This is a genomic window from Streptomyces sp. Ru71 (genome assembly GCF_002920535.1).
Taxonomy (GTDB): domain Bacteria; phylum Actinomycetota; class Actinomycetes; order Streptomycetales; family Streptomycetaceae; genus Streptomyces.
Map to the genome: position 1 here is coordinate 1 of NZ_PQSS01000051.1, position 12,072 is coordinate 12,072.

The window sequence follows — 12,072 nt, forward strand, 5'->3', positions numbered from 1 at the left end:
CGGCCGGCACCGCCGACCCTCACCGTGTCGGGGGCAGTGGGCCGGACCGAGGACGGATACCCCCCACCCCGGCCCCGACCCACCCACCGGACCGAAGGCGCTACGCACGCCACGACGCGACAGCGACGGGCCGCCGCAGGCATTCAAGGGGCGCGGGGAACTGCGCGACCAGCCACGGCGCAACCCGCACGGGCCGCCGCAGGCAAAGGCGAGCAACCACGACGCAACCCGCACAGGCCGCCGCAGGCACCCGCGAGCAACCACCCTCCCACCCGCACAGGCCGCCGCAGGCACCCGCAGACGCAACTCTCCGCAACCACCCGCCTGCACCCCGTCCCCACCCCGAAGACACCGCGTGAGCGACCATGCACGGAGGTGGAAAGTGTTCAACCTCTTGACGCGCGGCCCCACGAACGGCTCAGCTTAGAGTTCACTAGTTGGACATAGAGCGGGGCCTCATAGAAGCGGCCCCGTGCGCAGGAGGTCGTCGTGGAGACTCCGGGGTCGCAGTCGTCGCTGCACCGAGCCAACCTGGAGCGGGTGGTACGCGCCGTCCGGCTGGCGGGATCGCTCACCCAGGCGGAGATCGCGAGGACCACGGGCCTGTCCGCGGCAACGGTCTCCAACATCGTCCGGGAGCTCAAGGACGGCGGAACCGTCGAGGTCACGCCCACATCGGCCGGCGGCCGACGGGCCCGCAGCGTCAGCCTCAGCGGAGCCGCCGGAATCGTCGTGGGCGTCGACTTCGGCCACACCCACCTCCGCGTAGCCGTCGGCAACCTGGCCCACCAGGTGCTCGCCGAGGAGGCCGAGCCGCTGGACGTCGACGCCTCCTCCACCCAGGGCTTCGACCGGGCGGAAGAACTGGTCAATCGCCTGATCGCAGCAACGGGGGTCGACCGATCCAAAGTCGCCGGCGTGGGGCTCGGCGTGCCCGGCCCCATCGACGTCGAGTCGGGCACCCTGGGCTCCACCGCGATCCTGCCCGGCTGGACCGGCACCAAGCCCGCCGAGGAGCTCAAGGACCGCCTGGGCGTGCCCGTTCACGTGGACAACGACGCCAACCTGGGCGCCCTCGGCGAGCTGGTCTGGGGCAGCGGCAGGGGCGTGCGGGACCTGGCCTACATCAAGGTCGCCAGCGGCGTCGGCGCCGGCCTGGTGATCGACGGGAAGATCTACCGGGGCCCCGGCGGCACTGCAGGAGAAATCGGACATATTACTCTTGATGAATCCGGACCGGTCTGCCGCTGCGGAAACCGCGGCTGCCTGGAGACCTTCACGGCGGCGCGCTACGTGCTGCCGCTGCTCCAGTCCAGTCACGGCACCGACCTGACCATGGAGGGTGTCGTGCGGCTGGCCAAGGACGGAGACCCGGGCTGCCGTCGGGTGATCGCCGACGTCGGCCGCCATATCGGCAGTGGAGTGGCCAATCTCTGCAATCTGCTGAACCCGAGCCGGGTCGTCCTCGGCGGTGATCTCGCCGAGGCCGGTGAACTGGTGCTCGGTCCCATCAGGGAGTCCGTCGGCCGCTACGCCATCCCCAGCGCCGCGCGCCAACTGTCCGTTCTCCCGGGGGCACTTGGGGGCCGTGCGGAGGTGCTCGGAGCGCTCGCTCTCGCACTCAGCGAGATGGGCGATTCGACGCTTTTGGACGGTGCGCTGCGCGCCGCAGCCCCTGCCTTCACTTAGAGAACGGATGGCACCGTTGCCATCTCGTTAAGGATTTACTTCTTGACGTCGAACCTGTGGCCGAGTTGACTTCCAGCCACCTCGGCCGCAACGACGCGGCCTCGTCAGGGAGGTTTTTCGAAGTGAACACGCGTATGCGTCGTGCCGCCGTAGCCGTTGCCGCTGGTGCGATGGCCGTTTCGCTCGCCGCCTGTGGCAGCGCCAAGGAGTCCGGCGGGGGCAGCAGCGAGTCCTCCGGCTCCGCCAGCGCCGCCAAGGGCGACAACATCAAGGTCGGTCTGCTCCTTCCGGAGAACAAGACCGCGCGCTACGAGAAGTTCGACCGGCCGCTGATCGAGAAGAAGATCAAGGAGCTGACGAACGGCAAGGCGACGATCCAGTACAACAACGCCCGCCAGGACGCCAACCTCCAGGCCCAGCAGGTCGACACCATGATCACCAACAAGGTGGACGTGCTGATCCTGGACGCGGTCGACGCCAAGGCCATCCAGAACTCGGTCAAGAAGGCCGTCGACGCCGGCATCAAGGTCGTCGCCTACGACCGCCTCGCCGAGGGCCCGATCAGCGGCTACACCTCGTTCGACAACGTCGAGGTCGGCAAGACCCAGGGCAGCGCCCTGATCAAGGCCCTGGGTGACAAGGCCACCAAGTCCTCCAAGATCGTCATGATCAACGGCTCGGTGACCGACCCGAACGCCGCCCAGTTCAAGCAGGGCGCCCACTCGGTCCTCGACCCCAAGGTGACCATCGCCAAGGAGTACGACACCAAGGAGTGGTCGCCGGACAACGCCAACTCCGAGATGGAGGCGGCGATCTCCGCGGTCGGCAAGAACAACATCGCGGGCGTCTACTCCGCCAACGACGGCATGGCCGGCGGTATCATCACCGCCCTCAAGGCCGCCGGCATCAAGGTCCCGGTCACCGGTCAGGACGCCGAGCTGGCGGGCGTGCAGCGGATCGTCACCGGCGACCAGTACATGAGCGTCTACAAGCCGTACGCGCCGGAGGCCGACGCCGCCGCCGCGATGGCCGTCGCGCTCGCCAAGGGCCAGTCCCTGGACTCCGTCGCCAAGGACAAGGTCTCCAGCGGCAGCGCCAAGGACGTCCCGGCCGTGCTCGTGCCGGTCACCTCGCTGACCCAGGCCAACATCAAGGACACCGTCGTCAAGGACGGCGTCTACACGATCGACGAGATCTGCACCGCCAAGTACAAGGCGGCCTGCGACAAGATCGGTCTGAAGTAAGCCGCGGCCGTCCGCGTCCGCCGGGCCACCCGGCGCACCCGGACCGGCTCCCCCACAAGCAGCACCCGCTGCTTCCCCGCTCCTCCGGCGCCCCGCGCATCGGACAGCCCCGCAAGCTCAGTGGCGGGGCGCCGGACGGAACACCCCCCATAACTCTTCTGCACAACCCTTCCGCCGGGTCAGGCGGCGAAGGAGATGGTTCACGTGTCCGCTACGCCCGTGCTGGCGTTGCGCGGGGTCTCCAAGCGGTTCGGTGCCGTTCAGGCGCTCACCGACGTAGAGCTTGAGGTCCACGCCGGTGAAGTCGTCGCCCTGGTGGGCGACAACGGCGCCGGAAAGTCCACGCTGGTCAAGACGATCGCCGGCGTGCACCCGATCGATGAGGGCGCCATCGAATGGGAGGGCAGGAAGGTCTCGATCAGCAGGCCGCACGACGCCCAGGCCCTGGGCATCGCGACGGTCTACCAGGACCTCGCGCTGTGCGACAACATCGATGTCGTCGGCAACCTCTTCCTCGGCCGCGAGCTGAGGAAGTGGGGCGTCCTCGACGAGGTCGAGATGGAGCGGCGCTCGCAGGAACTGCTGCGCACCCTCTCGATCCGCATCCCCAGCGTCCGGATCCCGATCGCCTCACTGTCGGGCGGTCAGCGCCAGACCGTGGCCATCGCCCGATCCATGCTCGGTGAGCCGAAGCTGGTCATCCTCGACGAGCCCACCGCCGCCCTCGGCGTCGAGCAGACCGCACAGGTGCTCGACCTGGTCGAGCGGCTGCGCGAGCGCGGGCACGCCGTCATCCTCATCAGCCACAACATGGCCGACGTGAAGGCGGTGGCCGACAAGGTCGCCGTGCTGCGCCTGGGCCGCAACAACGGTGTCTTCGAGGTCAAGACGACCTCCCAGGAAGAGATCATCTCCGCCATCACCGGCGCCACCGACAACGCCGTGACCCGCCGTGCCGCCCGCACGTCCAGCACGGGGGAGGTTTCCAAGTGAGCATCGACAAGACCTCCACGACCCCGCAGGACGAGCAGGTCGTGAACCCCGAGGCGGCCGCCGGCGCCGACGTCGCCGTCGACCCCCGGCTCCTCGTCCGCGAGCAGGGCCTCGCGGGCTACGTGGGTGAGTTCAAGCGCAAGCTGAAGGCGGGCGAGCTGGGCTCCATCCCGGTCGTCCTCGGCCTGATCATCATCTGCGTCGTCTTCCAGAGCCTGAACTCGCAGTTCCTGTCCGCGCAGAACATCAGCGACATCACCGTCACGATGGTCGGCACGGGCATGATCTCCGTCGGCATCGTGTTCGTGCTGCTGCTCGGCGAGATCGACCTGGCGGTCGGCTCGGTCAGCGGCGCGGCCAGCGCCATAGCGGCGGTCCTCGCCGTGAACCAGGGCTGGCCCGAGTGGGCGGCCGTACTGTTCGCGGTCGCCGCCGGCTGCGCCATCGGCGCCCTCCACGGCTTCTTCTTCGCCGTCCTGGGCGCCCCCGCCTTCGCCGTCACCCTGGCCGGCCTGCTGTTCTGGCTCGGCTTCATGCTGAAGATCCTCGGCGAGAACGGCACCATCAACCTCGACAGCGACGGCTTCATCGGCAAGCTGACCACGTACTTCTTCACGGACGTGGCCGCCGCGTACGGGCTGGCCGCCGTGGTCGTGGTGGTGTTCTTCGTCACCTCCTTCCTCGGCAACCGGCGCCGCGAGTCCGTCGGCATCCCGTCGCGGCCGATGAGCGACACCATCCTGCGCACGGTGCTGCTCGCGGTGATCTCCTTCGCCGCGGCCTACATGTACAACCAGTACAAGGGCCTGCCGCTGGCCACGGTGATCTTCCTGGTGTTCCTGATCGCCACGGACTTCCTGCTGCGCCGTACCACCTACGGCCGCAAGGTGTTCGCGCTCGGCGGCAGCGTCGAGGCCTCCCGGCGTGCGGGCATCAACGTCACCGCCGTACGGATCTCCGTGTTCGCGATCTCCGGTGGGTTCGCGGCGATCGGCGGCCTGTTCCTGGCGTCGAAGATCGCCTCCGCCAACCAGAGCGCGGGTACCGGTGACCTGCTGATGAACGCCATCGCCGCGGCGGTCATCGGTGGTACGTCGCTGTTCGGCGGGCGTGGCCGTACGTGGAACGCGCTGCTCGGTGTGCTGGTGATCGTCTCCATCCAGTACGGGCTTCAGCTGGAGTCCATCGCGGAGCCGGTGAAGTACATGATCACGGCGGCTGTGCTGCTGACCACGGTGGTCATCGACTCCATCACCCGGAAGACGCAGAAGACCGCGGGTCGCGCGTAGCGGTTTCGCGGGAGCGCCGTAGGGGCGCGGGTACGACTGCGGGTGCCGGTCCGGCGTGGCTGGTCGCGCCCGCGCGGCGGAGCCGCATATCGATACGGACCCGCGCCCCTTTCGGGGCGTTTCGGTGCCCGGTGCCCACAAGGCACCGGGCACCGCCGTGTCACGGGGCCGGACATCGTTTCCGTGGGCGGAACATTAGACTCGACAAGCCCGGCAATTGCTCGATCAGCTCTACTGCAAGGAGGCACGGGTGCCGCTGCTGACCCGCATCAGGGGACCGCGCGATCTGGACCGGCTCAGCCTGGAGGAGCTGGATCAGCTGGCCGGGGAGATCCGGACCTTCCTCGTCGACGCGGTCTCCAAGACCGGCGGCCACCTCGGCCCGAACCTCGGCGTGGTGGAGCTGACCATCGCCCTGCACCGTGTCTTCGAGTCCCCGAAGGACAAGGTGCTGTGGGACACCGGCCACCAGTCCTATGTGCACAAGCTGCTCACCGGCCGGCAGGACTTCTCCAAGCTGAAGATGAAGGGCGGTCTGTCGGGCTACCCCTCGCAGGCCGAGTCCGAGCACGACGTCATCGAGAACAGCCACGCCTCCACGGTGCTCGGCTGGGCCGACGGCATCGCCAAGGCCAACGAGCTGCTCAAACGGGACAGCCGGGTCGTCGCCGTCATCGGTGACGGCGCGTTGACCGGCGGTATGGCCTGGGAGGCGCTGAACAACATCGCCGACGCCAAGGACCGCCCGCTCGTCATCGTCGTCAACGACAACGAGCGCTCCTACGCACCGACCATCGGCGGCCTCGCGAACCACCTCGCGACCCTTCGTACCACCGACGGCTACGAGCGCTTCCTGGCCCGCACCAAGGACCTCCTGGAGCGCACTCCGGTCGTCGGCCGCCCCCTCTACGACACCCTGCACGGAGCGAAGAAGGGGCTGAAGGACTTCATCACCCCGCAGGGCATGTTCGAGGACCTCGGCCTGAAGTACGTCGGCCCGATCGACGGCCACGACATCGAGGCCCTGGAGTCCGCGCTGGCCCGCGCCAAGCGGTTCGGCGGCCCGGTGATCGTGCACTGCCTCACCGAGAAGGGCCGCGGCTACCAGCCCGCCCTGCAGGACGAGGCCGACCGCTTCCACGCCGTCGGCAAGATCCACCCCGACACGGGCCTGCCGATCGCCACCTCCGGCGCCGACTGGACGAGTGTCTTCGGCGACGAGATGGTCAAGCTCGGCAAGGAGCGCAAGGACATCGTCGCCATCACGGCCGCCATGCTCCAGCCGGTCGGCCTTGACCGCTTCGCCAAGGCGTTCCCGGAGCGGGTCTACGACGTCGGCATCGCCGAGCAGCACGGCGCCGTCTCCGCGGCCGGCCTGGCGCACGGCGGGCTGCACCCGGTGTTCGCGGTGTACGCGACCTTCCTCAACCGCGCCTTCGACCAGGTGCTCATGGACGTCGCCCTGCACAAGTGCGGGGTGACCTTCGTGCTGGACCGGGCCGGGATCACCGGCACCGACGGCGCCTCCCACAACGGCATGTGGGACATGTCGATCCTCCAGGTGGTGCCCGGCCTGCGGCTGGCCGCCCCGCGCGACGCCGACCAGGTCCGCGCCCAGCTGCGGGAGGCCGTGCAGGTCAAGGACGCGCCGACCGTGGTGCGCTTCTCCAAGGGCGCCGTCGGCCCCGCGGTACCGGCCGTGGGTCGGGTCGGCGGCATGGACGTGCTGCGCGAGCCGGGCACCGACCGCCCGGACGTGCTGCTGGTGTCCGTGGGCGCGCTGGCCCCGATGTGCCTGGAGATCGCCGGCCTGCTGGACAAGCAGGGCATCTCCACCACCGTCGTCGACCCGCGCTGGGTCAAGCCGGTCGACGAGGCCATGGCGCCGCTCGCCGAGCGGCACCGGGTCGTCGTCACCGTCGAGGACAACAGCCGCGTCGGCGGTGTCGGCTCCGCGATCGCGCAGGCCCTGCGGGACGCCGGGGTGGACGTGCCGCTGCGCGACTTCGGCATCCCGCCGCGCTTCCTCGACCACGCCTCCCGCGCCGAGGTGCTGGCCGAGATCGGACTGACCGCGCCCGATATCGCACGCCAGGTCACGGGCCTCGTCGCCAAGCTCGACGGCCGCTTCGAGCGGGCGGGCGCGGAGGTCGAGCCGGCTCGCGACTGAGCCCCCGACATGCCGGAATGGGCCGGTTGCGCCACTGTGAAGAGTGGTGCGACCGGCCCGTTCGCGTGATGGGGCCCACGGTGGGGCATACGCACCACACCCCCTCTCGACCATGTCGAGGACGACACAGCGTGGGAGGTCACCGTGAGCAGCACCCTCTTCAGGACGAAGAAGGTCGAGCAGTCCATCGCCGACACCGAGGAACCGGAGCACGCGCTCAAGAAATCACTGTCCGCGCTCGATCTGACCGTCTTCGGCGTCGGTGTGATCATCGGCACCGGCATCTTCGTGCTCACCGGTACCGTCGCCAAGAACAACGCGGGTCCGGCGACGGCGCTCGCCTTCGTCGTGTCGGGCGTCGTCTGCGCCCTGGCAGCGCTGTGCTACGCCGAGTTCGCCTCCACGGTCCCGGTCGCCGGGTCGGCGTACACCTTCTCCTACGCCTCACTCGGGGAGATGCCCGCCTGGATCATCGGCTGGGACCTGGTGCTGGAGTTCGCCCTCGGCACGGCGGTGGTGGCCGTCGGCTGGTCCGGCTACATCGCCTCACTGCTGGACAACGCGGGCTGGCACCTGCCGGCCTCGCTCGGCACCCGCGACGGCGCCCACGGCTTCGGCTTCGACATCCTCGCGGCGGCGCTCGTCCTGGTGCTCACCGGGATCCTGGTGCTCGGCACCAAGCTGTCCGCGCGCGTCACCTCGGTCGTCGTCGCGATCAAGGTGACGGTCGTGCTGATCGTGATCATCGCGGGCGCCTTCCTGATCAACGGCGACAACTACGACCCGTTCATCCCGAAGGAGAAGCCGGTGGAGGCGGGCGGCAGTCTGAACGCGCCGCTGATCCAGCTGATCTTCGGCTGGGCGCCGTCGAACTTCGGCGTGATGGGCATCTTCACCGCGGCCTCGGTCGTCTTCTTCGCCTTCATCGGCTTCGACGTCGTCGCCACGGCCGCCGAGGAGACCCGCAACCCGCAGCGCGACATGCCGCGCGGCATCCTCGGCTCGCTGTTCATCTGCACGGTGCTGTACGTCGCGGTGTCGATCGTGGTCACCGGCATGGAGCACTACACCAAGCTGTCCATCACCGCCCCGCTGGCCGACGCCTTCAAGGCCACCGGACACCCGTGGTTCGCGGGCCTGATCAGCTTCGGCGCGGCGGTGGGCCTCACGACGGTCTGCATGATCCTCCTGCTCGGCCAGACCCGGGTGTTCTTCGCCATGAGCCGCGACGGACTGCTGCCGCGGTTCTTCTCCCGGGTCCACCCGCGCTTCAAGACCCCGCACCGGCCGACCATCCTGCTCGGGGTGCTCATCGCGATCCTCGCCGGCTTCACCCCGCTGAGCGAGCTGGCCGAGCTGGTCAACATCGGCACGCTGTTCGCGTTCGTGGTCGTCGCGATCGGCGTGATCATCCTCCGCCGTACGCGCCCCGACCTGCACCGGGCCTTCCGCACCCCCTGGGTGCCGGTCATCCCGATCCTGTCGGTGTGCGCCTCGCTGTGGCTGATGCTCAACCTGCCGGCCGAGACCTGGGTCCGGTTCGGCATCTGGATGGTGATCGGCTTCGCCGTGTACTTCCTCTACGGCCGCAGCCACAGCCGCCTGGCCCGGGGCGAGCGGACCCCGGCGGAGCCCGCGCCGCCGACCGGGCGGTGACGCCGGCGACCGGGGCCGACGGCCGGCGGTGTCGGCTCAGTCCCGTAGCGTCCGGGGCCCCCTGACCTCCGCGCCCAGTTCCGTGACGCGGTGGCGGAGTTCGCGGTCGGCCGTGATGACCAGGCGGGGGCGGTCGGGGGAGCGGGCGACCAGGGTGACCATGTGGTCGTCGCCGCTGCCGGGGGCGTCCTCGACGCGGACGCCGGGGACGGAGGCCACCCCGCGGGCGGCGCCCTCGACGACGAGCACGATCTCGGTCTCGCCGTCGTGTCCGGGCAGCCCCCGCTCGGCCAGCCGGTCGCGCAGCCGCTCGGCGGCCCCGCGCCGGTCGCGCCACCAGCCGTCGGGCACCGACCCGACGACGTTGGCGGCGTCGACGATCACGAGGAGGGGGCTGCTGTCGTCCATGTGCTCAGCGTCGCACGGACCGCGCCCGACATGTGCTCAGCGTCGCACGGACCGCGCCCGACTCAGCCGCCCGTCGCGGGCGACTTCTTCGCGGACTCGGGGATCTCGTCGTCGCTGCGGATGGCCTTCCACAGCGACGACGCCTGCGGCTCGGCGGCCACCACACGGTTGGGGTCGACCTTGTCGTACGCCACCGGGAGCATGATCGTCTCCATGGTGGACGGATTCACCCCGTTCAGGCTGCGGCCGAACTCGGCGAGCTTGGTCAGCGAGGCGAGGTCGGAGTCGGTGGTGAGCGCCGCGGTGAGCTTGTCGGCGATCTTGTAGGTCTTGGTGGGGCTGCCCAGCAGGTCCTGCTTCTTGATCTCGGTGAGCAGGGCCATCATGAACTGCTGCTGCAGGCCGATGCGGCCGAGGTCGCTGCCGTCGCCGATGCCGTGCCGGGTGCGCACGAACTGCAGGGCCTGCGTGCCGTCGAGGCGGTGGGTGCCGGCGGGCAGGTCCAGCCCGCTGGACTTGTCGTGGATGTCCTGGTCGGTGGTGACGGTGACCCCGCCTATCGCGTCCACCAGCCCCTTGAACCCGGCGAAGTCGATCTCCATGTAGTGGTCCATGCGGACGCCGGACATCTTCTCCACGGTCTTGACCACGCACGCCGGCCCGACCTGCGAGTAGATGGAGTTGAACATCACACGCTTCGCCGAGGCGACCGTGGAGCCGTCCGGCTTGGTGCACTCGGGCCGGGTCACCAGCGTGTCGCGCGGGATGGAGATGGCGACCGCCTGGGTGCGGCCCTCGGGTATGTGCATCACCATCGCGGTGTCCGAACGAGCCCCGGAGACATTCGCCTTGTCCAGCTCGCCGTTGGCGCCGGCCCGCGAGTCGGAGCCCAGGATCAGGATGTTCTGACCGGAGGTCGGCAGCTTCTCGGGCCGGTCGTCGCCGATCGCCTCGTCGATGTCGACGCCCTTGATGTTCCCGTCGAGGTCGCTGTAGAGCCAGTAGCCGGTGCCGGCCGCGGCCACCACGAGGACCGCGAGGCCCAGCAGGATCTTCCGCCCGATCCGGCGGCCGCCCTTGCGCTCGCGCTTGCGTCCTCTGCCGTCCCGCCGCCGGGACGGCGCGTCGTCGCTGCGCTGTGGCGTCGAGACATGGCTCATCGTGTGTGGAGTCCTCGCTGGTCGTGCCGTGAGAGGCGTGGCTTCGGCGTGGACTCGGGTGGGGGGAGTGCCGGTCCGTGTAGCCCGATCAATCCCGCACTATAAGCGGATGATCGTCCGATCCTGCACCGAACCTGACGCGTTTGTAAACACGAGTCGAACAAATACTATGCGCCTTTGACATGACCGATCGACAGCGTGACGGAGAAGGGTGACGAGGGACCATGCGGGCCAGCACCGGGCGTGACAACCGCCGAGCGCGGCAGCCGGCCGGCGGCGAGCCCCTCTCCCGTAGCGCGGGTGAGCCCCTCTCCCGCAGGTCGGACGCGCCCGCCCTGCTCTCCGGGCCGTGGCTGCTGCCCGGCCACGACGGCCGGCTCCTCGCCTACGCCCATGTCGAGGGCGCGGTGCTGCGCTGGACCGAGCGCCGCCCGGGAGGCCCGGAGTGGTCGGGTCCGGATGTGCTGCCGATCGACGACGTGACACACCTCACCATCGCCCAGGGCCGCAACCGTTACGCCCACCTGCTCGGCCGCCGGGTGCGCGGCTCGGGGGAGGGACCCCGGACCGCGGATCTCGTCTACGCCATCCAGTACCAGGCCGGCCGCCCGCTCAGCGAGTGGCGCTCGGTCGGCAATCCGCTCACGCGGCAGGACCGCAGCGCCCAACTGGGCGTCCCCGCAGCCGCGGTGAACACGGCCGGCGCCCTGCACGTCTTCGCGTTCCGCAGCGAGGGCCGTATCGCCCTGCGGCGCGAGGACGCCAAGGGGCGCTGGGAGGCGTGGACCGATCTGAAGACCACCGCCGTCCTCGACACCCCGGTCGCGGTGGCCACGTCCACCGGGCACGTCGAAGTGGTCGCACCCTCGCGCGGCGGCACGCTCGCCTGGTACCAGCGCGAACCCGGCGCGGCCTTCGAGCGCGCGCACGATCTCGGCGTGGTCGCGCTGCCGGGTTCGGCGACCGGACTGGAGACCGCGCCGGGCCGGGTCACGTACTACCTGACCGATGTGCACAGCCGTCAGATCGTCGCCGTACGGCCCGGGGAGTGGCCGATCGCGGTGGGCGGCGACCCCGGGGACGGCCGTCACGCGGCGCTCGCCGCCACTGTCGACGGGCACCCGTGCACGGTGCTCGCGCACCGGGACGCGGGCGGGCGGATCATGCTCGGCCTGTGCCCGGCGGAAGGCGAGCGCTACGGGGTGTGGTGGGCCGACGCGGGCACGGACTGCCTGGGCGATCCGGCGCTCGCCTGCGACGCGTTCGGGCGGGTGACCGTCCTCGCCGAGGCCCCCGACGGCTCTCTCGTGCTCGCGCGCCAGGACGGCACGGCGGGGCTGACGCTCGGCGACTGGACGCGGCTGTGACGCCTCCGGGCCGTCGCGTGCGGAGTGACGCGGCGGTGCCGCCTCCCGGTCGCGTGAGGAGTGACGACGCTGTGACGCGGTCCGGTCGTCGCGGAA

At 70.0% G+C, this 12,072-nt stretch carries 9 protein-coding genes; 7 read left to right on the forward strand and 2 right to left on the reverse strand.

Going from position 1 to position 12,072, the window contains the following annotated elements; translation table 11 throughout:
• Window positions 1-489: 489 nt before the first annotated feature.
• The 6 genes from C3489_RS25695 to C3489_RS25720 all read left to right on the forward strand — a co-directional run bounded on the left by C3489_RS25695 (window position 490) and on the right by C3489_RS25720 (window position 9,041).
• The gene (locus C3489_RS25695; protein ID WP_103784441.1) at window positions 490-1,689 is read left to right on the forward strand and encodes an ROK family transcriptional regulator; all 1,200 of its coding nucleotides are present in this window, start codon (window positions 490-492) and stop codon (window positions 1,687-1,689) included.
• Between the two features lie 134 nt (window positions 1,690-1,823).
• Complete coding sequence (locus tag C3489_RS25700; RefSeq protein ID WP_181139843.1) at window positions 1,824-2,933, forward strand: substrate-binding domain-containing protein; 1,110 nt, start codon at window positions 1,824-1,826, stop codon at window positions 2,931-2,933.
• Between the two features lie 195 nt (window positions 2,934-3,128).
• The gene (locus tag C3489_RS25705; RefSeq protein ID WP_181139841.1) at window positions 3,129-3,926 is read left to right on the forward strand and encodes an ATP-binding cassette domain-containing protein; all 798 of its coding nucleotides are present in this window, start codon (window positions 3,129-3,131) and stop codon (window positions 3,924-3,926) included.
• Entirely contained in the window at window positions 3,923-5,215 is a 1,293-nt protein-coding gene (locus C3489_RS25710; protein ID WP_103784444.1) for a sugar ABC transporter permease, read from the forward strand. Before C3489_RS25705 ends, C3489_RS25710 begins: the two co-directional genes overlap by 4 nt.
• Before the next feature lie 250 nt (window positions 5,216-5,465).
• Window positions 5,466-7,385: a 1-deoxy-D-xylulose-5-phosphate synthase gene (gene dxs, locus C3489_RS25715; protein ID WP_103784445.1), complete on the forward strand. Its 1,920-nt coding sequence runs from the start codon at window positions 5,466-5,468 to the stop codon at window positions 7,383-7,385.
• Between the two features lie 144 nt (window positions 7,386-7,529).
• The gene (locus C3489_RS25720) at window positions 7,530-9,041 is read left to right on the forward strand and encodes an amino acid permease (RefSeq protein WP_103784446.1); all 1,512 of its coding nucleotides are present in this window, start codon (window positions 7,530-7,532) and stop codon (window positions 9,039-9,041) included.
• Window positions 9,042-9,077: 36 nt separating this feature from the next.
• On the opposite strand, the gene C3489_RS25725 is transcribed toward C3489_RS25720, so the two are convergent.
• Both C3489_RS25725 and C3489_RS25730 read right to left on the reverse strand, forming a co-directional pair.
• Entirely contained in the window at window positions 9,078-9,449 is a 372-nt protein-coding gene (locus tag C3489_RS25725) for an NTP pyrophosphohydrolase (protein ID WP_103784447.1), read from the reverse strand.
• Between the two features lie 62 nt (window positions 9,450-9,511).
• The gene (locus tag C3489_RS25730; protein ID WP_103784448.1) at window positions 9,512-10,609 is read right to left on the reverse strand and encodes an LCP family protein; all 1,098 of its coding nucleotides are present in this window, start codon (window positions 10,607-10,609) and stop codon (window positions 9,512-9,514) included.
• 224 nt (window positions 10,610-10,833) lie between these two features.
• On the opposite strand from C3489_RS25730, the gene C3489_RS25735 reads away from it, so the two are divergent.
• The gene (locus C3489_RS25735; RefSeq protein ID WP_103784449.1) at window positions 10,834-11,976 is read left to right on the forward strand and encodes a hypothetical protein; all 1,143 of its coding nucleotides are present in this window, start codon (window positions 10,834-10,836) and stop codon (window positions 11,974-11,976) included.
• The last annotated feature ends 96 nt before the right edge of the window (window positions 11,977-12,072 follow it).

Excerpts from the sequence above, each read along its gene's own strand:
- C3489_RS25725 (WP_103784447.1), bottom strand. The coding sequence starts at position 9,449 with ATGGACGACAGCAGCCCCCTCCTCGTGATCGTCGACGCCGCCAACGTC.
- C3489_RS25735 (WP_103784449.1), top strand. The coding sequence starts at position 10,834 with ATGCGGGCCAGCACCGGGCGTGACAACCGCCGAGCGCGGCAGCCGGCC.
- C3489_RS25705 (WP_181139841.1), top strand. The coding sequence starts at position 3,129 with ATGGTTCACGTGTCCGCTACGCCCGTGCTGGCGTTGCGCGGGGTCTCC.
- C3489_RS25700 (WP_181139843.1), top strand. The coding sequence starts at position 1,824 with ATGCGTCGTGCCGCCGTAGCCGTTGCCGCTGGTGCGATGGCCGTTTCG.
- C3489_RS25730 (WP_103784448.1), bottom strand. The coding sequence starts at position 10,609 with ATGAGCCATGTCTCGACGCCACAGCGCAGCGACGACGCGCCGTCCCGG.